The sequence below is a fragment of the Leptothrix sp. (in: b-proteobacteria) genome (assembly GCF_965250675.1).
Lineage (GTDB): Bacteria > Pseudomonadota > Gammaproteobacteria > Burkholderiales > Burkholderiaceae_C > Sphaerotilus.
The window spans coordinates 26,302-45,065 of record NZ_CBDFPH010000003.1; the positions used below are offsets into that span (position 1 = coordinate 26,302).

At 66.8% G+C, this 18,764-nt stretch carries 21 protein-coding genes; 6 read left to right on the forward strand and 15 right to left on the reverse strand.

What is annotated here, in order from left to right; genetic code table 11:
- The first annotated feature begins 28 nt into the window (after nucleotides 1–28).
- From AC5IG3_RS05545 to AC5IG3_RS05565, 5 genes are all read left to right on the forward strand, one after another.
- Nucleotides 29–808 (forward strand): cupin domain-containing protein, encoded by a 780-nt coding sequence (locus tag AC5IG3_RS05545; protein WP_491905313.1) that lies wholly within the window; start codon nucleotides 29–31, stop codon nucleotides 806–808.
- Nucleotides 809–1,268: 460 nt separating this feature from the next.
- Entirely contained in the window at nucleotides 1,269–2,798 is a 1,530-nt protein-coding gene (locus tag AC5IG3_RS05550) for a tyrosine-type recombinase/integrase (RefSeq protein WP_491905314.1), read from the forward strand.
- 150 nt (nucleotides 2,799–2,948) lie between these two features.
- Nucleotides 2,949–4,274, forward strand: a complete 1,326-nt coding sequence (locus AC5IG3_RS05555) for a type II toxin-antitoxin system HipA family toxin (protein ID WP_491905315.1) — start codon at nucleotides 2,949–2,951, stop codon at nucleotides 4,272–4,274.
- Nucleotides 4,275–4,279: 5 nt separating this feature from the next.
- On the forward strand, nucleotides 4,280–4,603 hold the full coding sequence (locus tag AC5IG3_RS05560; RefSeq protein WP_491905316.1) for a helix-turn-helix domain-containing protein: 324 nt from the start codon (nucleotides 4,280–4,282) through the stop codon (nucleotides 4,601–4,603).
- Between the two features lie 345 nt (nucleotides 4,604–4,948).
- Nucleotides 4,949–5,431, forward strand: coding sequence for a GreA/GreB family elongation factor (locus AC5IG3_RS05565; RefSeq protein ID WP_491905317.1), 483 nt, complete (start codon nucleotides 4,949–4,951; stop codon nucleotides 5,429–5,431).
- Between the two features lie 259 nt (nucleotides 5,432–5,690).
- Here AC5IG3_RS05565 and sorU read toward each other — a convergent pair whose 3' ends face one another.
- The 11 genes from sorU to AC5IG3_RS05620 form a co-directional block, all read right to left on the reverse strand.
- On the reverse strand, nucleotides 5,691–6,020 hold the full coding sequence (gene sorU, locus AC5IG3_RS05570; RefSeq protein ID WP_371820138.1) for a SorU family sulfite dehydrogenase c-type cytochrome subunit: 330 nt from the start codon (nucleotides 6,018–6,020) through the stop codon (nucleotides 5,691–5,693).
- Nucleotides 6,021–6,061: 41 nt separating this feature from the next.
- Nucleotides 6,062–7,288, reverse strand: coding sequence for a SorT family sulfite dehydrogenase catalytic subunit (gene sorT / locus AC5IG3_RS05575; RefSeq protein WP_130966400.1), 1,227 nt, complete (start codon nucleotides 7,286–7,288; stop codon nucleotides 6,062–6,064).
- Nucleotides 7,285–7,917: a hypothetical protein gene (locus AC5IG3_RS05580; protein WP_004306457.1), complete on the reverse strand. Its 633-nt coding sequence runs from the start codon at nucleotides 7,915–7,917 to the stop codon at nucleotides 7,285–7,287. The genes sorT and AC5IG3_RS05580 overlap by 4 nt, the downstream gene beginning before the upstream one ends.
- Nucleotides 7,914–8,447, reverse strand: a complete 534-nt coding sequence (locus tag AC5IG3_RS05585; protein WP_165456618.1) for an RNA polymerase sigma factor — start codon at nucleotides 8,445–8,447, stop codon at nucleotides 7,914–7,916. The genes AC5IG3_RS05580 and AC5IG3_RS05585 overlap by 4 nt, the downstream gene beginning before the upstream one ends.
- A 70-nt stretch (nucleotides 8,448–8,517) precedes the next feature.
- Nucleotides 8,518–8,880, reverse strand: a complete 363-nt coding sequence (locus AC5IG3_RS05590) for a DUF305 domain-containing protein (RefSeq protein ID WP_004306461.1) — start codon at nucleotides 8,878–8,880, stop codon at nucleotides 8,518–8,520.
- Complete coding sequence (locus tag AC5IG3_RS05595; protein WP_031943584.1) at nucleotides 8,877–10,262, reverse strand: YncE family protein; 1,386 nt, start codon at nucleotides 10,260–10,262, stop codon at nucleotides 8,877–8,879. Before AC5IG3_RS05595 ends, AC5IG3_RS05590 begins: the two co-directional genes overlap by 4 nt.
- A 170-nt stretch (nucleotides 10,263–10,432) precedes the next feature.
- Complete coding sequence (locus AC5IG3_RS05600; RefSeq protein WP_056261458.1) at nucleotides 10,433–11,359, reverse strand: anti-sigma factor family protein; 927 nt, start codon at nucleotides 11,357–11,359, stop codon at nucleotides 10,433–10,435.
- 19 nt (nucleotides 11,360–11,378) lie between these two features.
- Complete coding sequence (locus AC5IG3_RS05605; protein ID WP_031943581.1) at nucleotides 11,379–11,882, reverse strand: RNA polymerase sigma factor; 504 nt, start codon at nucleotides 11,880–11,882, stop codon at nucleotides 11,379–11,381.
- A 61-nt stretch (nucleotides 11,883–11,943) separates the two neighbouring features.
- Nucleotides 11,944–12,270: a COG4315 family predicted lipoprotein gene (locus AC5IG3_RS05610; RefSeq protein WP_051495650.1), complete on the reverse strand. Its 327-nt coding sequence runs from the start codon at nucleotides 12,268–12,270 to the stop codon at nucleotides 11,944–11,946.
- A 260-nt stretch (nucleotides 12,271–12,530) separates the two neighbouring features.
- Entirely contained in the window at nucleotides 12,531–13,781 is a 1,251-nt protein-coding gene (locus AC5IG3_RS05615; protein WP_448169858.1) for a hypothetical protein, read from the reverse strand.
- A 183-nt stretch (nucleotides 13,782–13,964) separates the two neighbouring features.
- Nucleotides 13,965–14,429: a nuclear transport factor 2 family protein gene (locus AC5IG3_RS05620; RefSeq protein WP_004306473.1), complete on the reverse strand. Its 465-nt coding sequence runs from the start codon at nucleotides 14,427–14,429 to the stop codon at nucleotides 13,965–13,967.
- Between the two features lie 180 nt (nucleotides 14,430–14,609).
- Here AC5IG3_RS05620 and AC5IG3_RS05625 point away from each other — a divergent pair, with 180 nt between their 5' ends.
- On the forward strand, nucleotides 14,610–15,059 hold the full coding sequence (locus tag AC5IG3_RS05625) for a hypothetical protein (RefSeq protein WP_031943573.1): 450 nt from the start codon (nucleotides 14,610–14,612) through the stop codon (nucleotides 15,057–15,059).
- Here the strand turns inward: AC5IG3_RS05625 and AC5IG3_RS05630 are convergent.
- The 4 genes from AC5IG3_RS05630 to AC5IG3_RS05645 all read right to left on the reverse strand — a co-directional run bounded on the left by AC5IG3_RS05630 (nucleotide 15,041) and on the right by AC5IG3_RS05645 (nucleotide 18,652).
- Nucleotides 15,041–16,012: an MBL fold metallo-hydrolase gene (locus AC5IG3_RS05630; RefSeq protein WP_491905318.1), complete on the reverse strand. Its 972-nt coding sequence runs from the start codon at nucleotides 16,010–16,012 to the stop codon at nucleotides 15,041–15,043. The two genes, AC5IG3_RS05625 and AC5IG3_RS05630, sit on opposite strands and share 19 nt — an antisense overlap.
- A 100-nt stretch (nucleotides 16,013–16,112) precedes the next feature.
- The gene (locus tag AC5IG3_RS05635) at nucleotides 16,113–17,156 is read right to left on the reverse strand and encodes a beta-propeller fold lactonase family protein (protein WP_031943571.1); all 1,044 of its coding nucleotides are present in this window, start codon (nucleotides 17,154–17,156) and stop codon (nucleotides 16,113–16,115) included.
- Nucleotides 17,157–17,255: 99 nt separating this feature from the next.
- Complete coding sequence (locus AC5IG3_RS05640; RefSeq protein ID WP_230179413.1) at nucleotides 17,256–18,386, reverse strand: YeiH family protein; 1,131 nt, start codon at nucleotides 18,384–18,386, stop codon at nucleotides 17,256–17,258.
- Nucleotides 18,386–18,652, reverse strand: a complete 267-nt coding sequence (locus AC5IG3_RS05645) for a hypothetical protein (RefSeq protein ID WP_031943569.1) — start codon at nucleotides 18,650–18,652, stop codon at nucleotides 18,386–18,388. Before AC5IG3_RS05645 ends, AC5IG3_RS05640 begins: the two co-directional genes overlap by 1 nt.
- Nucleotides 18,653–18,764 lie beyond the last annotated feature (112 nt).

Below are 18,764 nucleotides of genomic sequence, written 5' to 3' on the forward strand. Positions count from 1 at the left end.
CTGCACTTGGAGTTCTGAATTGATCAACGTGTCCAATTTCCATCTGCGCGCAGATTTCGACCAGCGCGTCGTGGTCAGCGCACCTGACGACAGCACATGGCAGGCCTCGCCGCTGCCCGGCGTCGCGCGCCACCTGCTTGACCGCGTGGGGGGTGAGGTGGCGCGTGCGACCAGCATCGTGCGCTACGCCCCCGGCGCAGCGTTCGACCGCCATGTCCACGGCGGCGGCGAGGAGTTTCTGGTGCTCGAAGGCACCTTCTCCGATGAGCGCGGCGACTACCCCGCTGGCACCTACGTCCGCAACCCGCCCGGCAGCGCCCACGCGCCGTTCTCGCGCGAAGGCTGCACCTTGTTCGTCAAGCTCTGGCAGTTCAACCCGGCCGATGTCGAGCAGGTCTGCCTCGATACCCGAACCGCCGCATGGCGGCCCGGGCTGGTGCCAGGCCTGTCCGTCCTGCCGCTGCACAGCTTCGATGGCGTCAACACGGCGCTGGTGCGCTGGGCCCCGCACACGCAGTTCAGCCCTCACAGCCACCCCGGCGGTGAAGAAATCCTGGTACTGGCAGGCCTGTTCTGCGACGAGCACGGCCAATATCCCGCTGGCACCTGGCTGCGCAGCCCACGCTGGAGCCGGCACGCCCCGTGGACTACCGAGGCTGGTGCGCTCATCTATGTGAAGGTAGGACACCTGGGGGCAGAGACGGTTGCGGCGTCGTGTGGCCCCGCTGGACCCCATCAAAACAACACGCTCGGAGGCGATGCCCGCATGACCCCACAGAATCTTTCCGCACTCACCAAGACGGGCTGACGCAGACGCTCGACGAGCTGAACCGGCGCTGCTGGCACGGCACGCTGGGGCTGGCGAGTGCGGGACTCGGGGGGTGACGAGTGGCCATGATGGCGCCGAGAGTGGTGGCCACCGCCAATCGAACGGCTTACTGATGCCTCAACGCTCGAACAACATCCGAGGCTAATCGGCGCTGGCCAGCGCGCTGTAGTCACCAGAATGACGTCGAGGCCCACAAAGCCAAACGGGTCAGCCCTGTTGAGAGCTAACCCGTTGATTTATATGGTCGGGACGGTGGGATTCGAACTCACTACCCCTTGCACCCCATTCAATAAAAAACCAATTCCTTATCATCCGATAAAGTCTCAAGAATAAACGTAAATCATTTGAAATCAATGACTTATGGAGATAATTGATCCCAGAGCGTCCTAGTCGATACACTGAAAGCCAACGAGAAACGGGCACCGAACGGGCACCAGCTATGACAGCCATCACAGACAAGGCCATGCAGGCGAAGCCGTCCGCCAAGGACCAGTGGCTGATTGAGGACGGAGCAAGAGGCGAGGGCAGGCTTGTCGGGCGCATCACTCCAGCCGGAGCCCGGTCCTTCTACTACCGTTACACGGCCAGCGGTGGTGAGCGTGTGCGATTTTTGATTGGCGCCTACGAGCCACGTGGCGACGGATCTGCGACTTACACGGTCCAGCAGGCCCGAGACAAGGCGCGGGAGTTCGCCGGGCTGTATCGTTCCGGGGTGAAAGACCTGCGTGAGCACTTTGCTCAGGTCGAAATTGACCGTCTGCAGGCCGAAGCTCTGGAGCGTCAGCGCGTTGCCGACGAACAGCACCAGCGTGAGGTGGCCGCCCAAGCGGCAGCACTTGCCCAGGCTCGACGTCTGACGGTGCGACAGGTGTTCGACCGCTGGCGGGCCACCGATCTACAGCCGGTGATTCGTGGTGATGGCAAGCGCGATGGGCGCAAGGACGGCGGGCAATTCGTTTTTGAACAGTTCACCCGGCACGTGTTTCCATTGATCGGCGAGATGGCCCTGGAGGATGTGCGCAAGGCAGATATCTTGGCCGTGATCGACGCGCAAAAAGCGAAGGGGCAGATGCGTACGGCGCAGCAACTACTTGGCGATTTGAAGCAGATGCTGGCATTTGCACTCGACCGGGAACTGATCGGTATTGACCCACTTGCCACGGTCAAGAAATCGCGCGTAGTCGGAACACCTGTGATGCGCGACCGTGCCTTGAGTGAGGAGGAGATCGGACTGTTGCCACAAGCGATTGGACAGGCGCGGATGCACCCCCGGAGCGAGTCGGCCATCTGGCTGATTCTGGCGACCGGTGTGCGCATCGGCGAGCTCATGGGCGCCGTTTGGGCCAGCGATCTACCGACCGAGCCCAAGGTACGAACCAAGCGGCTGAAGGCTCTGCAGGCTGTGGCTGATGCCGAGGCCGTCAAGCTGGGCATTGTTGACACCCAGGCGCGGACTTGGCACCTGCCCACGACCAAGAACAAGCGCAGCCATACGATCCACTTGTCGGATTTCGCCCTGGAACAGATCAGGCTGCTGTTGCAGCATCGAGAGGTGCTGATCGATCCGATGGCGAAACTTGGCGAGCTTTCGCCTTGGCTGTTTCCCGCCACTGACAACGGCAGACCCGTGTGCGTAAAGTCGTTCGGCAAGCAGCTGGCCGACCGCCAGCGTGACCCCGAGCAACGCATGAGTGGACGTGCCAAGGCCACCACCTCGCTGCTACTTCCGGGCGGCAAGTGGACGGCACACGACCTCAGGCGCACTGCAGCCACCGTGATGGCTGCGCTCGGCTTCAGTGGCGACGTGATTGACGAATGCCTGAATCACGTGATCGAAAGCCGTGCGCGGCGGACCTACATCCAAGACCGGCGCGAGGCGGAACAGCTGCGGGCTTTTGATGCGCTGGGGCAGCGCCTGCAGGAGCGGAAGGTCGCAGGGTCGAGCGTGGTGCCGTTCGGGGCGGTGTGATTGGCTGGCGAAGTATTCCAGGTCAGCTACATCCTGCAGGCATCTCTGGACGAGATGAAGTTTCCCCGCTGGGTGCAATACTTCAATTACACGAAAAACTATGCAATAAATAATCGACAGATTAGATGTTATCGCTAGAATTTCGTGCAAATGACCTCGGCCTGCACGCTTCAACTCCACTCGCACGGCCATTGGCACGACGTCGCCAGCGTGAGCTTGCACGGCGCGGAAGGCGAGGGCTGGAAAGCTCGCTCCTACTCGGGCTACGCCGTCGAGTGGGCGTTCCAGCACCCTGGCGCGAAGGACGCGCACGCCCTGTGCGCCCGATGGCCCGTCGGTCTGGAACCTTTGCAGGTGCCGCATTGGCCGGTGTTCCTCATCGACATGCTGCCGCAGGGCTTTGGTCGACAGGAACTGCTGCGCCGTATCGGCCAGTCGCCCACGGCAGGCGTCGGTGCCGACTGGAAACTCCTGCTGGCCGGCGCCGGCAATCCCATCGGGCATCTGCGCGTCAAGGAGGCCGCGCAATGGCTCAGCGCCAACGCCGGGCCTCAACGCGGCTTCACCGATGAAGAAGTGGCCCAGCGCGGCGATGAGTTCGCCGAGTACCTGGCCTCGCACGGTCTCTTTGTCGCCGGCTCTTCAGGCGTGCAGGGCGAATGGCCCAAGGTGCTGCTGACGCGCGCTGAAGATGGCCTGCTCTATCTGGACCACACGCTTCCGGAGGAGCAGGCGCTCCAGCACTACATCGTCAAGTTTGGCCGCGGCGCCGACCCACAACTGGCCGGCATCCTCCGGCACGAAGCGCCGTACATGGCGATGGCCGCTCTGCTGGGCTTGCGGGTGCACGCCCCGCTGGTACTGCGCCAACGCGCGCTGTTCATCCCTCGCTTTGACCGCCAGGTGCAGGGCAGGGCGGTGACGCGCCTGGCGCAGGAAAGCATCGCCACGCTGACGGGCATGCCGGGCTTCGACGCCGTGCCCAGCCATGACCAGGTCTGCCTGGCGCTGATGCAGCACTGCACGAATCCGCAGGATGAAGTGCTTGAATACCTCAAGCGCGATGTCGCCAACCTCGCCCTGGGCAACAAGGACAACCACGCCCGCAATACGGCGGTCCAGCGCGACTTCGATGGCCGCATCGCGCTCACCCCGCTGTACGACTTCGCACCGATGTACCTCCACCCGGACGGCATCGCGCGGCGCATCCGCTGGGAAGGCAACGACGCCGGTCGACCGGACTGGGGCCGCGTGCTGGACCGCGTCTGCGAGATCGGCTCGCAGGTTCAGAAAGCCCGCCGCCAGAAAGGCATGGCCCTGCAACGTGCGCCGCTGGTCGAGGGCCTGAAGGCCATGGTGCCCGCGCTGGAGCACATCGCCAAGGATGCCCAAGCCATGGGCCTGGAGGCCGAGGTTCTCAACCACCTGCGTCTCGGCATCCTGGCCCAGGCACGGCAACTGGCCGCGCTGGCCTGACACGCATGGACAAACGCTTCAACACCCTCTCGATTCCCGAGCAACTGGAGTTGCGCAGGCAGGCCATCGACGATGTGCTCGCGCATCCGCAATGGTCACTGGCGCAGGCGGTGCGCCACCTCAAGAAGACCATGCGGCTGACCACGGCGGAGATGGCCAAGCTCTCAGGCATCGGCTACCGGACCATGCAGGACATCGAGCAAGAGCGCAGCGACGGCAGCGTCCAGACCATGAACCGCATCTTCGGCATGCTGGGGCTCAAGCTCGGCGTGGTGCGAATGGGTGGCGAGCCGGGTTCGGCGCTGGGTGAAGAGGCTGACCCAGATTGAACGAGGTGCTCTGACAGCGGTTAATGGTTGCCGGTCGACTTGTCTACCTGACTGACTGCCTCAGACTGGTAGCAGACGCTCAGGTTTAGCAGGCGAACGGCATCCCGAGCCGAAACCGGTTGCACGATCGTCAACCAGGCGGATGACCGCTGCACCTCCCTGACCGGTCACTCGTGTAGCACGGCCGACGCTTCGGGCCGCGCATGATGTCGACTGCCCCTGACGACTGGCGGAGCCCGACCCATGGCTGAAGTTGACCTGTGGCCAACAAACGCGTCGAAGGTTGGTAGAGCCGTTCACAATGAAGACCTCACCCTCGCTTGATCGAGATGCCTACCTTTCATCATGGATAAATTCGTCCTTCGGCAGCAGGTGCTGGAACGGCTCGCCGAAGACCTGCTGCAAGCCGAACAGGCAGTGCGGGTGGCCCATGAAGCGGCGACTCACGAAGAAAACATTGCCGAAAACAAATACGACACCTTGGGACTCGAAGCCGCCTACTTGGCCACCGGCCAAGCTCGTCGCGCCGAAGCCATCCGACAAGCGCTGGCCAATTGGCGCCGATTCCGCCCGAGCTCCTACGACGCCACCAAAGGGATACAGCTCGGCGCGCTGGTCTGCCTGGTCGATTCCGACGACAAGCAGCAGCTGCTCTTTCTAGGCCCGGATGGGGGAAGCATGAAGTTGGTCAGCGGCGCTCAGTTCGTTCAGGTCATCAGCTGCGAAGCCCCTTTGGGCAGGGCTATGTTGGGTAAGCGCGAGGGTGATGAGGTGTCGATACACGTCGCTCCAATCCGACATCAGTTTGAGGTGTTGCGGGTTCATTGAGCCGCAAGCAAGTTCACGCTGAATTGATCACGACGGACTACGAGTCGACCACCGCGCAAAGGCTGAACGTCAGCTCCCGCCGCCTGTGAACTGGTGCTGCCGACCCAATCCAGTCTGTCGAGGAGTTGAGAAGCAGTCGCTGCCGACGGCGGCGACCGATGAAGATGCCCTGCGTTTCGGTGCCAGTCAGCGTCTTGCGGCCCGCGCGGACGAGCCTTTATCGGTGGGGATGCACCACAGATTCCACCCACCTGAAGTTTCACTTGGCACCCCCGCTGGCCTTCGACACGTAGAGCGCCAGCGCCGCAATCTCTGCTTCGGTGAGCTTGTCCTTGTACGAGGGCATCTGGCCCAGCCCGTTGCGCAGCGCCTTCGCCACGCGCGCAGCGTCGGGCTTCAACTCGTCCAGCACCGGGCCGACGGCGCCCTCGGCGCCCGCGGCCTGCAAGGTGTGGCAAACGGCGCACGACGGGACGACGCCTTGCAGGAACAGCTTCTTCCCTAGCGCGAGTTGCGCGCTGTCGTCGGCCGCCAGCGCGGGTAGAACGGGCAGCGCCAGGCCGGCGACGAGCACCGACGCGACCCTCATTGCATGCAACATGAAGCGCTGCTGGATGGTGCTGCGCATGATCAGGCCACCGTCACTTTCACGGCGTGGTCGGCCCAGCTCGTGTTGTTGTAGCCGCCGGCGTTTTCCATGCGCTGCTCGGGTTGCACGTTGCCTGCCGTGTCGGTGGCGCGGCTGGCCAGCGTGTGGCTGCCGGCCGGCAGCCTGGCCGGCAGCACGAACTGGCGCCAGGCATAGCGGCCGAGGTCGGGCCCGGTGAGCCGCGCGTCGCTCCAGGTCTTGCCGCCGTCCAGCGACACCTCGACGCGCTTGATGCCGTTCATCCCGCCGAAGGCCACGCCCTGCACTTGCACCAGGCCGGCCCTCACGCCAGCTGCGTCGGGCGCGGGCGAGTTGATCCACGACTTGACCGTCATCTCTTGCACCGACGGCTGGCTCGGGTCGCCTTTGCCGCCCGGCGGCGAGATGCGGTACCCGTGCGACATGATCTTCGCGTCCGTCTCCTTGGCCGTGAAGGCCAAGCGCTTGATGTACTTGATGTTGTTCACGCCGGTGTAGCCGGGCACGATTAGGCGCAGCGGGCCGCCGTGGGCCAGCGAGATCGGCACGCCGTTCATCTCCCAGGCCAGCAGCGCGTCAGCCATCGCGGCGGCCGGCACCGAGCGCTCGACGATGATGCTCAGCGGGTCCAGGCCTTCGGGCAGCTTCTCGCCGCCGGTGCCGGTCAGGTAACCGGCGCCCGGCACGACGCCGCCCAGCGCTTCGGCCACCACGCGCACCGGAACGCCGGTCCACATCACGCAACCCGCCGCGCCCACCTGCCAGGGTGTGCCACTGGGCTTGCTGGGGAAGTAGCCGCGACCATTGCCCGAGCACTGCAGCACCATCGCGGTGGTCTCCACGCCCATCGTCTTCAGCTCGCGCAGCGTCAGCTTGCGCGGGGCCTTCACGCCTTCGATGGCCACTTCCCACGCGTCGCGGTCGGCCACGATGGAGGCGTCGGGCGCCGGCAGGTTGTTGCGGATGTAGAGCTGCTCGGCCGGCGTGATGACGCCACTGCCGAAGGCCGCGCGCTTGGTCTCGATGGTGGTGCTGCTGTGCACGATGACGCTGGCCGGGTCTTTCCAGTTCACGTAGGCGGGCAGCGGCTTGGGCGTGGCGCTGGCCACTGGGGTTTCGCCAGCCGCGGCGGCACCGCGCGTGAAAGTGGCCAGGCCGGCCGCGGCCAGGGCGCTGGCGCTGCCGGCCAGCATCTGGCGCCGCGGCAGCGAGTTCAAGGTCTTGTTCATCGGGTCTCCTTGGGGGTCGGTGTGGAATTCGGTGGGGACATGTCGGTGGCTGGACCGAACTGGCTTTGCGCCACGGCCAGGGCCTGCTTCTTCTGCGCCACCAGCACCAGCGGCTTGCCGTCGCGCGAGGTGATGACTTTCCAGTGCACGTTGCCCCACCAGCCGCTGCCCTCCGTCAGCGCCACCGCCTTGTCGAAGGCGAACACGGTGACCATGCCGCCCTTCTCGAAGAAGGTGGTGAGGTGGTAGACGAGGTGGCCGTCGATGTCGCAAGGCCGCATCAGCTGCGGGAAGCCGGGCACAACCTGTTGGCCGGCCAGCCCCAGGTGCTGCAGCAAGGGCGCGCTGGCCATGAAGGTGCCGCGCAGCGTGCGCTCGAAGTATTCGTGTTCGATGGCGCCGCGCACGAGTTCTGGCGGGCGCATGGCCAGCACGGCGCCGGTGCCGCTGCCTGCCAGCAGCAGGCCCAGCACGGCGCGCTGGAAGCTGCGCCGCGCCATTAGCGGCTGCGCCTTGCGGTACAAGTGCGGCGGGGCGTCGATGGGCTCGAAGGCCAGCGCCAGTTCGGCGCGCGTGCGCAAGTCGAACGCGCTGTCGGGCAACTCGGGCGGCCGGAGTTCGCGCTTCATGACGGGGTCTTCCGCAAGGGCGTGACCTGGGCGCCGCCGGGTGCCCGCACTGGCACGCCCATCACCTGCTTCAGCGCGTCGCGCGCGCGAGCCAGGCGCGACAGCACGGTGCCGGGCGCAATCTCCAGCGCCTCGGCCATCTGCGCGGTGGGCATGTCGTCGAAATAGAACAGCACCAGCACCTCGCGGTGGATGGGCGCCAGCCGCGCGAGCGCCTTGACCACGTCCAGCTTGTCGTCCAGCCCGGCGTCGGGGGCGGCCTGCTCGGGCTGCTCGTCGTCGTCCAGCGACTGCATGCCCGGCGCGGCCTGGCGGAAGGCGGCGCGCCGCATGATCTGGAACAGCCAGGCCCGCGCCAAGGCCGCATCGCGCAACTGCTCGCGGTGCTTCCAGGCGTTGGCAAAACAGTCCTGCACCACGTCTTCGGCGATGTCACGCGAGCCCGTCAGCGCCCAGGCGCTGCGCAGCAGGAAGCGGTAATGGTCCCGCACCCATTGGTTGTAGCGGGACTCGGCAGACTGGAACAGCATGGTGATCAAGAGCGGACAGCGCTGCGGTTCATTCCATCGCCATCGTCAGTGCTTACCCTCAGGCTGGGCATCACGGCCCGCGCGTGCCACCCAGCGATGGAAATTCGGCTGCCGAACCCGCGCTAGAGCGCTGCTGCAAGGCCGCCAGCCGCCGCGTCATGCTCTCGATCTCGATGGTCTGGCCGGCGATGATCTCCTCCGCCAGTTGCCGCGTGGCCGGGTCGCGGCCGTGCTGCAGCACCAGCCGCGCCATGTCGACGGCGCCGGCGTGGTGCGGAATCATCATCGCCAGGAAGTCGATGTCGGCCTGGCCCACGAAGCCCGGGCCGTGCATGTCTTGCATCATGCGGGCCATCGAAGCGTCCATCTCGCGCTCGAAGGCACTGACTCCATGTTGGGCGTGTCCGCCCCTCATGCCCTTCATGCCCTTCATGCAGTCTGCCCCTTGGCACCCACGCGCACGTAGACCAGGTTGATGCTCTTCTTGTTGCGCAGCGCTCCGGAAGGCAGGGTCAGGTTGCCCAGCGGAATCTGCGCGATGAAGACCGGCTTCAGCGGGTCGCTGACGTCGAAGGCGCTGCACACCGTCTGGCCGGCGTTGGGCGTGCCGGGCAGTTCGTCCTGCTCGTGCGCCACGTAGAGCAGCGTGTTCTCGGGGTTGGTCCACAGCCCGTGCGATTCGCGGCCGTGGCTGAAGAAGGTGCCGACCACCTTGCGCTGGCCGCTGGCTGCGCTGCGGTCGATGATGGCGATGGGGCTGGAGGCGACGCCGCCGGGGCCCCCGTCGTCGATGCGCGCCAGGCTGGCATAGACCACGCTGCCGCGCGCGTTGCTGACGAACTCGACGTGGTTGGGCCGCGCGCCCATGCCCAGCGGCACGCTGTCAATGAGGTCGAAACCGCCCCGCGTCGAGCGAGAAGACAGCGCATCGGCCAGCTTGTGCGAGAACCACACCTCGGCGCCGTCGGGCGTGGTCTTCATGAAGGGCGTGAAGCCGGGCTTGTCCTGCGCACTGATGTCCAGTGTCGTCACGCGCTGCGGCTGGCTGTGGCCATCGGCGCCCGGGTTGACACGGAACACGTCGACCTGCGACACCTTCTGGCTGGCCACGAAGGCCAGCGTGCCTTCGCGGTTGAACCATACCTGGGCCGGGCCGTTGATCGTCGGCAGGAACTGGCGGATGGCCGTCGAACCTGTGTTGTCGGTGCCCTTCAACTGACGCAGGGCGAGTTCGACGTTGACGATGGCGATGCGGTCTTCCCCGCGCAGCGTCACCCAAAGCTCCTTGCCGTTGCGCGTGAAGGTGGGCTCGTGCGGTTCGCGGCCCAGCAGCAGCCCGCTGCTCAGGCGTTCGGGGTTGGTCGTCATGCCAGCGGCCGGGTTGGGCGTGTTGCCGATGACGCGGCGCTGCTCGGCGTCGACGAGGTAGATGTTGCTCGAGCCGCGCCCGCTGGTGGCCAGCAGCCGGCCGTCGGGCGACGGCACCGCGCCGTGGGCGTCGATGCAGCCGTGGTACAGCGGCTTGTGGATCATCGCCGCGTGCGTCGGCGCCACGCCGGCGGTGACATAGCGGAAGGGCGGCCGCGGGTCTTCGTCGAAGCTGGTCAGGTTGATGGTGCTCTCGACGGTGTTGGTCCTGGGGTCGATCACGACCAGCGTGTTGGAGTCTTCGTTGGTGATGAAGACGCGGTCGCGCGGGTCGATGCCGGTGGCGGCGGCGGCGCTGGACGGCGCCTGGGCTTGCGCTGCGGGCAGCGCGCTGGCGGCTGCGGCGGCCAGCGAGTATTTGAGGATGTCGCGACGTTGGGTGGTCATGGGTGCTTTCTTTGTTCAGTGCAAAGGTGGACTGGGGCCTGTGACGCGCGACCTTGCACCCAACGAAGGGCTGTGTCGGTGCGTCAGGCGCTCGCAGCAAAGAGCGCGCTTCAGGCCAATTCATTCCATGGCGGTGCAAACCGCCTGCGCTGCGGGACTTGCCGTGGCCTTCAGCGCGGTGCGCCCAGCTGTTGGTAGACCTCGGCCGACACCCGCGCCAGCACGCTGCGGTCGGCGTCGGACGACAGCGCATAGCCGAAGGGCCCGTCGACCCAATAGAACACGTTGACGGCGCCTTCCTGCGCGAAGCGGAAGGCGGTGTCAGCGTTCTTCGCACCCGGTTTCGCATCCGGTTTCGCGGCCCCGCCCGAGCCCGCGGCGCTGCCCACGTCAGCGACGTCATTGGACACGTACAGCGTCAGCTTGCTGCCCTGCTCGTTGCGGTACATGAACTGAGCCACCGGCCCCTGGCCACCTGGCAGCAGGCGCCCGCCTTCCAGCGTGTAGCCCTGCGCCTGCAGGTGCGGCGGTTTCATCGGCGCGCCCATGCGCTTGGACAGCCAGGCCACGAGCTGGTCTTCGTGCGCGGCGTCCACTTCCACGGGCCGGCGCACATCGGGGCTGTAGACCGCGTGCGCGACGGCGGCACGCTGCGCGAAGCCACCCGCAGACACCAAAGTCAAACCACCTGGGGCCGGTTGCACAGCCGCCATGCGGGCTGCATCGTCACCGGCTGTTCCAGGTCCGACGCCGCGCAGCCCCCAGCCCGTGGCGCCGCTGATGACGGCGATAGCCAGCCCGGCGGCCAAGCGCTGCAGGTACCAAGGCGTCGGCGATACGGCGCGCGGGCGCGCCGACTTCAGCAGGCGTTGCGGCGGCTGCTCGTCCAGCACGGGGTCGAACAGGGCGTGCAGCTCGCGCTTCTGCGCACGGTAGGCCTCGACGCGCTGCGCATCGTCGGGGCGCGCGGCCAGGTAGGCGGCGATCTCGGCCTCACGCTCTGCGGGCAGACGGCCATCGACAAACGCATGCAGCTCGGCCTCGGTGACCGGGGGGGTGGGCGGGAGGGTGGGCGGCGATGGGCGATCGGTACTCATAGGGTGCTTCGCAATGCATTCATTTGACGACCTTCAGCCGCACGGGTTCGGCACGACCTTCCATCAGGCCGCGCAGGCGCTCACGGCCGCGCGACAAGCGCGACATCACCGTGCCGATGGGAATGCCCAGGGCCTGCGCCACGTCGGCATAGGCCATGTCTTCCAGCGCCACCAGCAGCAGCACTTCCTTCTGCTCGACGGGCAGCAGGTCCAGCGCGGCCTGCAGGTCCAGCACCGCCAACCTGTCGCCTTGCGTCGGCATCACCGGCACCTCGGGGGTGTCATCGTCCATGGTCACGGTGTGCAGCCTGGGCCGGCGCACGCCATCGACGTGCAGGTTGTGCATGATGCTGAAGAGCCAGGCGCGCATGTCCGCCACGCCGCCCCACAGGCCCGACTTGGCCCAGGCCCGCTCCAGCGTGTCCTGCACCAGGTCGTCGGCGTCGTCACGGTTGTTCACCAGCGCCCGGGAATAGCGGCGCAGGCGCGGCACCCAGCTCAGCAGTTGATGGTCGTCGTTCATCAAGATGTTGAAGATGGGGTGAGCCCGCGCGAAGCTGGGTGTGCAGGCGGGTGTACAGGCGTCATTCCTTGATGATGTGCCAGACCTGTTTGAAGTTGTCGCCGCTGCGGTCGCCGGCCTTCTGGTCGGCCTTGTAGGTGTACACCGGCTTGCCCTTGTAGGCCCACTGGCGTGACCCATCGTCGCGAGTGACGATGCTGTAGGCACCCGTGGTCCGGTCGGTGGCGGTGGCCATCATCGGCGGCCAGAGCGCGGCGCAGCCGCCGTTGCAGGCGCTCTTGCCGCTGTTCGCCACGTCCTGGTCGAAGGTGTAGAGGGTCATGCCAGCGGGTGTGACGAGCGCGCCGCCAGACAACATGGCGGGCGCCTTGGCAGGCGGCTCGACCATGTTGGCACAGCCGGCAGTGACCAAAAAAGTTGCCGCAGATGCGGCGATGGCGAGGGTTTTGAACATGGGAAGCTCCGTGGAGGTGGTGGCGGATCGGGCAGCGTGGGTGAGATGTTGCTCACATCGGGGCAGACGGCACGCTCAGGCCTTTTATTCCGCAGGCGTGAAAAAAGATGGGGTGTTGGTTGTGCAGGGTGGCAGGCTGCCGCTGCCCTGTGCGTCCAGCGCGGCTCCATGGTCGGAGCCGCGCGGCCTCGTTCTCAGGGTGCGGGCGTCAGGTTTTGGCCGTTCTCGACCGGGCTGATGCCCACGACGTGGCTGACGCTGCGGGTGCGGTTGGCGTTGTCGGTGACCCGGGCGGTGATCGTGACCGAACGCTTGCCCGCAGGCATCAGGAGCGATCCCCCCACCACCCAATCGGCCGTCGTCACGACATAGCCGTCAGCGTCCAGCTCGCTGCCGGCAACGTTGAAGATCGGCGCCAGGTTCGAGCCCGCCGGCACCACGTTGCCGTTGGGCTGACGCAAGGGCACGTCGAAGGTCACGTTCAGACCCGGGAAATTGCGGTTCGTGCCGTTGCTGGGATGCGTGATCGGGTTCTGGATCTGGCTGCCATCCAGGATGGTTCCCAACACCGAGCGGGCCGCCGTGCCTTGGCCGTTTTCGCTGACGCCGATGCCGTGACGCGAGCGGTCCAGCGCCGCCACTTGAATGAAGAACAGCGATGCATTCGCAGGCGGCGTCGGATTGCCGGTTTGCGGCCCAGGTGACACACGCGACGGCACGCGGGGCGCAATCATCGTCACCTCCGGTCCGTCCGCGTCGTCGATGCCGTCATCGAACACATCGATCGGAAGGGGCGTCAGTGCCTGCCCCGATGTGATACCGCCGCGCAGCACCGCCATCGAGACCCGGTCGAATCCGATCCGACCGGCGGTGTCGACCACGGCGGTGGTGATGTTGAAGCGGTTCGTGTCGAGCGGCAGCGATTCAAGCACGTGCCAGCCCAGCCACAGCGTCACGCCCGCGCCCGGCGTGTCGTCGGTGCCCAGGATGTTGAAGAGGTTCGCCAGGTTGGTGTTCTTCGGGATCACGCCACCGTCGGGCTTGACGAGGTCGGTGTCGAGGAAGACATAGAGGCCCGGAATGTTCGGGTTGACCTGGCCGAGCAGCGCGGTGTTTCTGCTGTTGAGCGATTCTTTCGCGGCGATCGGTGTCGCGTCGCGCGTGACGACCTCGATGTTCAACACGAAGCCGGTGCCATTCACGCTGCCTGCGCCAATGCGGCCTTCGCCCGGCACGATCTGCGAATCCGCCAGCGGCGAGACGATGCGTGCGATCGGTGCGAGGTCGCCGCGTGCGCCCATGCCGTCCCGTATCTTGATGATGTTCGGATACGTCAGGGATTCAGCGCCGTCTGCAGCGTGGCCGGGCAGTGAAGCAAGGCCTGCCGCGGCCGCGAGGGCAGCATGCATCAGCACGGCCGAAAATTTGGAAAGCGGGTGTCGCATGGGGAACTCCTGGGGGGATGGGTGAGCAGTGGCTCGACCACTGCAAACGGGTAGACGCACGGGCGCTTGCGGGTATTCCGTTGTCGATACGCCGTGTGAACCGAGCCGGCATGCGCCTGCAGGCAGCGCCGTGCCAGCGTGCACTGGCATGAACAAGGCCGCCTTCGGCGCGGCGCTGGTGGATCAGTAGGTCGCGGTCTTGCCGGCGGTTTCGGCCGTGGCTGCCAGGGCGACGTTCAACTTGGGGTCGATCTGCCACGTTTCGCTGACGATCTTGCCTTCGCGGTAGGTCAGCACGTAGCGCACCTTGATGGGCATCTTGCCTTCGAAGACGACGTTGGCGGAGACCGTCGAGCCCTTGGGGTTGGCCGATTCTTCGATGGAGCCGATGGTGAGCTTCAGCGGGCCGACGGCCTTGCCGAACTTTTCCCAGGTGCCGCGGATGGCGTCGGTGGTGGCGTAGGTGCCGTCCAGCGGGCCGCCGACCCAGTTCAGCTGGGCCTGGTCGGCGTAGGCGCGCATCACGATCTGGGTGTCGCCCGAAGCGATGGCCTGGAAGTGCGTGCGGGCGTCGTCGGAAGGGGCGGCGAAGGCGCTGCCAGCGGCAAGCGTCAGGGCGGTGGCGGCAAAGGCGAATGTCTTGAACATGGAGGGCTCCGTTGAAGGCTTGATGTGAAGTGAGGGTGGTCGGTGGTGGATGAAGGGTCCATGAGGTCCCGACACAAGGGCAGACGGCGCCGGCAGGCGGTCTATTCCGGCCCACGCAAAAACTTTTTCTGTCACGCCATCGGCAGTTGACCCGCCCGACACGCTCCACCAATTGCTCCGATGAAGCGAACCCTGACCTTCCTGCTGCTGGCCAGCTTGTTCACCGCCGCGACCGGTGCGCTGGCGCAAGGCATCACCGACCCCATTGGCAACCTACTGCCCACGTACATCGGTCCGCAGAACGGCGACGTGGATGTGGCGAGCGCGTTCGCCGGCTACGACCCGGCCAGCGACACCTTCAGCTTCTCGGGCACCTTTGCCGACGCCCTCGGCACCACGGAGGGCGCCTTCTACTTGCGGGGCCTGGACCGCGGTGTCGGCACCGAAGGTTTCGTGAGCGGCAGCCCATCGGTCGGCCAGCGCATGAAGTTCGACGCCGCCGTGTTCCTGCGGCCCGACGGCATGGCTCGCGTGATCACCTTCGTGGGGTCGGTGGGCACGGGCGTCGAACTGGGGGCCGGTACCGGCACTATCGCCGGCGGCTGCGCGCCTCAGGGCGCCAGCCGCTGACCGTCTTGCGCAAACACCACCCCGCCGGCGTAGTGCGCGGCAATCGACGCCTTGACGGCATCACGCTGCGCGTCGAGCGCAGGTGACAGGTGGCTCAGCAGCAGCTGGCCGGCGCGCACCGCATCGGCCACTTCGCCGATGGCCTTGGGTGGCGTGTGCAAGGTGTACAGCACGTCGGGCGAGCCGGGTGGGTCGAGCACCACGCTGTTGAAGACCAGCAGGCTGGTGCCTTGGGCGATTCGCCGCAGACCCGCCAGCCCGCTGGCGTCGATGTCGCCGCTGAAGGTGATGCTCTTGCCGGCGTGGTCGATGCGGTAGACCACCGCCGGTGCGTCGCGGTGGTGGCCGGCCACGGAGCTGATGCGCAGGCCGCCCTCATCGAACACCGTGCGCACTTCGGGCAGGGCTGACGCCGTGGCGGGTGCGTCGATGTCGTTCACTTGAAAGCGCAGCGGCGCCGAGAAGTCCTTCAGGTAGCCGAAGGCGCCCTGCTTGCCGAACAAGAGGTCGATGAAGCGGCTGGTGGCCGGGAAGTCGGCATCGTCGGCATCGAGCGCACGCCGCCCTGCCGGCCCGAAGATCTTGAAATCGACCGGCCCGCGGTTGGACACCGCACGGGCCTTGAAGAGGCCTGGCAGTCCACCGGCATGGTCCACATGAAGGTGCGTCAGCAGCACGATGTCGGCCCGACCCAGCGCCAGCTTGGCTTCACCCAGGCGCACGAAAGATCCCGGGCCGGCGTCGACGAAAACACGCGCCACGCCATCCACCAACACCACGAAGGCCGAGCCCGCGCGGCCGGTGGCACCCGGGCCGCCCGAGCCCAGCACCACGAGTTCCAGCGCCGGCGGGGCGGCCGTCTGGGCCTGAGCTGCGAACGCGGCGGGCAGCGTGCACATGGCCAGACAAAGTGCCGCCAAGCGGCGCCGGCAGGGGTTGGCCAGAGTTTTCATTCGATCCTTTGTGCGGGCGGGGCGACAACGGGGCGAACCGGAAGCGGCAAGCCCCCGGCTCGGTCGTGCGGTGCGCCGGTTCTCTGACAGTTCCCGGTTTTCAGTACGCCGCCACCGCCTGCGCAGCGGCCACCGTGGCGACGATTCGCTGCCCGGCACGCTCGACCTTGGAGATGCTCAGGTCCTCGTTCAGCACGTAGGCCGTCTTGCCGTCGCGCGTGAACACGATGGCCTGGCGCGGCTGCTTGAAGCCGGCGATGGTGGCGACCACCTTCAACGTGGCCACGTCGATCACCGACACCGTGTTGTCGGCCAAGTTGCCCGAGTAGACGAAGCGGCCGTCGGGCGTGAGCGCGGCGCCGTAGGGGTCGCGGCCCACCGGCACGGTGCCGGTGACGCGGCGCGCGGCGATGTCCACCACCGCGATGTCGTTGCTGCCGCTGTTGGCCGCAAACAGGGTCTTGCCGTCGGCGGTGACGGAGATGGCGCGGATCTTGTTGAAGCCGGTGATCTCGCCCTCGATCTTGTCGGTCTGCGTGTCGACGATGGTCACCTTGTCGCCCAGGAAGTTGGTGACGTAGAGCTTCGCGCCGTCCGGGCTCAGGCGCACGCCCTGGCGCGGCTGCGCAAAGCCGGTGATCACCGCCTTGGCCTGCCCGCTGGCGGTGTCCAGTCGCGTCACCGTGCTGCTGGCCTGGTTGTTGACATACAGCGCGCTGCCGTCCTTGCTGAGCGCGGTGCCGAAGGCGCCGGGGCCGGCCGCCAGCGTCGACGCGGTGGCCAGCGGCTTGAGCGTGGTGGTGTCCAGGCGCGTCACCGTGCCCAGGCTGCTGTCGGAGACATAGAAGCTCTTGCCGTCGGGCGCGAACACGATGTTGCGCGGCGTGACGTAGCCGCGCAGCACACCGCGCACGGCACCGGTGGCCAGGTCGTAGACGATGACGTCCGGGCGCTCGCTGTAAGACACCACGGCGGTGGCCTCGTCGGGGCTCAGCGCCAGCGAGTTGTTGCGGATCTGGCCGTCGAAGGTGACGCGGGCCGGGGTGGCTTCGGCGCCGTTGGCGGCGTTGGCGGGCACGCTGGCGGCGACGAGGACGAAGGTGCTGCACCAGGCCAGCGCGGTGGTGCGGAAGAAGGTATTCATGGGATGTCTTTCGGAGAGTGTTGAGAAAAGAGGGAAAGGCTTGCTGTGGTGGACGAGGAGAGCCCGTGGTTTATTCCGTCGGGCCGTGAATTCGAGGCTTCAGCCGAGCAGGGCCGGTACCCAGCGGTTGATCAAGGCACCGCCGACGATGAGCCAGCCGAACAGGATCAGCGCCAGCAACAGCGGCTTGGCACCGGCCTTGCGGATGGCGCCGATGTGCGTGGACAGGCCGAGTGCGGCCATGGCCATGGCCAGCAGCGCGGTGTCGATCTCGGTGGTCACCGCCACCACCGAGGCCGGCAGCCACTGCAGCGAGTTGAACAACACCACCGCGACGAAGCCGAAGGCGAACCAGGGCACGGCGAGCTTGCCTGGGGCCTGGCCCGTGGCGGCGGAAGTGTGGGCGTGGCGTTTGTCGTCACGTGCCAGCCAGGCCGACAACATCACCAGGAACGGCGCCAGCATCATCACCCGCACCATCTTCGCGATGACGGCCGAGTTGGCCGCGTCCGGGCCCACCGAACGCGCCGCGGCCACCACCTGGGCTACCTCGTGGATGGTCGAGCCGGCGTAGATGCCGAAGCCGTTGGCGCCACCCGGAATCAGCGCCCAGTGCTGGTTCAGCTCGAACAGCGCCGGGTACAGAAAGATCGCCAGAGTGCCGAACACCACCACCGTGGCCACCGCCACCGTTACCTGCTCGGCGCGCGCCTTGACCACCGGTTCGGCAGCCATCACCGCGGCGGCGCCGCAGATGGAACTGCCGGCGCCGATCAGCATCGCCGTCTTGCGGTCCAGGCCCAACCAGCGCGTGCCGATGAAGCAGGCCAGCGCGAAGGTCGAGCCCAGCACCAGCGCGTCGATGGCGACGCCGGCGATGCCGACGTGGCCGATGTCCTGCACCGTCAGCCGCAGGCCGTACAGCACGACCCCCAGGCGCAGCAGGTTCTGCTTGGACACGTTGACGCCGGCACCGCTGGCCGCGGCCAGGCGCGGCACCAGCGGATAGACCGTGTTGCCCACCAGCATGCCCAACACGATGGCCAGCGTCAGCGCACTGAAGCCGTGGTCCTGCAGCCAGCCGATGTGGCCCAGCGCGATGCCGGTCGCGGCCAGGGCGCCGCTCAAGGCCAGGCCGGGCAGCAGGGCTGCCAACTGCAAGCGCAACCGCGCTGCCCGGTGGCCGGCTGACGGGCCAGGGCTGGCTTGTGAGGTCGACAGCGCGTGCATCACGCCAGCACCCAGATCAAGGCGATGCCGGCGCACAGCAGCACGGCCGCCATCGGCACTGCGACCGGCATCCAGCGCAGCACCTGCGGGTCGATGCTGCTGTCGGCGGCCAAGGTGGTCGAGACGGCATGGGCCACGTCGCGGGTCGGCCCCATGAAGCCCGCCACTGGCCGCCGGGCAGCAACCCATTGAAGGGCATGCAGCGCCTGTGGGGCCAGCGGGCCGGGTGCTGCGGGGCGTGGGGTTGTTCGTTCAAGGGTCAGCATGTCGGGCTCCAGATGCCGGTGGTGGCGCGGCGGGCCGCCGCCCCGTGATCGAGCGGCCAGGCAAATTTAGAGCTTGGCAATCAACCCGTCCAACGGGTTGTATGACTAAGAT

Bases quoted from the DNA above. Each gene is read 5' to 3' on its own strand.
- sorT (WP_130966400.1), bottom strand. From the start codon at position 7,288: ATGAACAAGACCTTGAACTCGCTGCCGCGGCGCCAGATGCTGGCCGGC.
- AC5IG3_RS05610 (WP_051495650.1), bottom strand. From the start codon at position 12,270: ATGGTCGAGCCGCCTGCCAAGGCGCCCGCCATGTTGTCTGGCGGCGCG.
- AC5IG3_RS05640 (WP_230179413.1), bottom strand. From the start codon at position 18,386: ATGCACGCGCTGTCGACCTCACAAGCCAGCCCTGGCCCGTCAGCCGGC.
- AC5IG3_RS05645 (WP_031943569.1), bottom strand. From the start codon at position 18,652: ATGCTGACCCTTGAACGAACAACCCCACGCCCCGCAGCACCCGGCCCG.
- AC5IG3_RS05625 (WP_031943573.1), top strand. From the start codon at position 14,610: ATGAAGCGAACCCTGACCTTCCTGCTGCTGGCCAGCTTGTTCACCGCC.
- AC5IG3_RS05555 (WP_491905315.1), top strand. From the start codon at position 2,949: ATGACCTCGGCCTGCACGCTTCAACTCCACTCGCACGGCCATTGGCAC.
- AC5IG3_RS05565 (WP_491905317.1), top strand. From the start codon at position 4,949: ATGGATAAATTCGTCCTTCGGCAGCAGGTGCTGGAACGGCTCGCCGAA.
- AC5IG3_RS05550 (WP_491905314.1), top strand. From the start codon at position 1,269: ATGACAGCCATCACAGACAAGGCCATGCAGGCGAAGCCGTCCGCCAAG.
- AC5IG3_RS05620 (WP_004306473.1), bottom strand. From the start codon at position 14,429: ATGTTCAAGACATTCGCCTTTGCCGCCACCGCCCTGACGCTTGCCGCT.
- AC5IG3_RS05635 (WP_031943571.1), bottom strand. From the start codon at position 17,156: ATGAATACCTTCTTCCGCACCACCGCGCTGGCCTGGTGCAGCACCTTC.
- AC5IG3_RS05600 (WP_056261458.1), bottom strand. From the start codon at position 11,359: ATGAGTACCGATCGCCCATCGCCGCCCACCCTCCCGCCCACCCCCCCG.
- AC5IG3_RS05605 (WP_031943581.1), bottom strand. From the start codon at position 11,882: ATGAACGACGACCATCAACTGCTGAGCTGGGTGCCGCGCCTGCGCCGC.
- AC5IG3_RS05585 (WP_165456618.1), bottom strand. From the start codon at position 8,447: ATGCTGTTCCAGTCTGCCGAGTCCCGCTACAACCAATGGGTGCGGGAC.
- AC5IG3_RS05615 (WP_448169858.1), bottom strand. From the start codon at position 13,781: ATGCGACACCCGCTTTCCAAATTTTCGGCCGTGCTGATGCATGCTGCC.
- AC5IG3_RS05580 (WP_004306457.1), bottom strand. From the start codon at position 7,917: ATGAAGCGCGAACTCCGGCCGCCCGAGTTGCCCGACAGCGCGTTCGAC.
- AC5IG3_RS05595 (WP_031943584.1), bottom strand. From the start codon at position 10,262: ATGACCACCCAACGTCGCGACATCCTCAAATACTCGCTGGCCGCCGCA.
- sorU (WP_371820138.1), bottom strand. From the start codon at position 6,020: ATGAGGGTCGCGTCGGTGCTCGTCGCCGGCCTGGCGCTGCCCGTTCTA.
- AC5IG3_RS05560 (WP_491905316.1), top strand. From the start codon at position 4,280: ATGGACAAACGCTTCAACACCCTCTCGATTCCCGAGCAACTGGAGTTG.
- AC5IG3_RS05630 (WP_491905318.1), bottom strand. From the start codon at position 16,012: ATGAAAACTCTGGCCAACCCCTGCCGGCGCCGCTTGGCGGCACTTTGT.
- AC5IG3_RS05590 (WP_004306461.1), bottom strand. From the start codon at position 8,880: ATGAAGGGCATGAAGGGCATGAGGGGCGGACACGCCCAACATGGAGTC.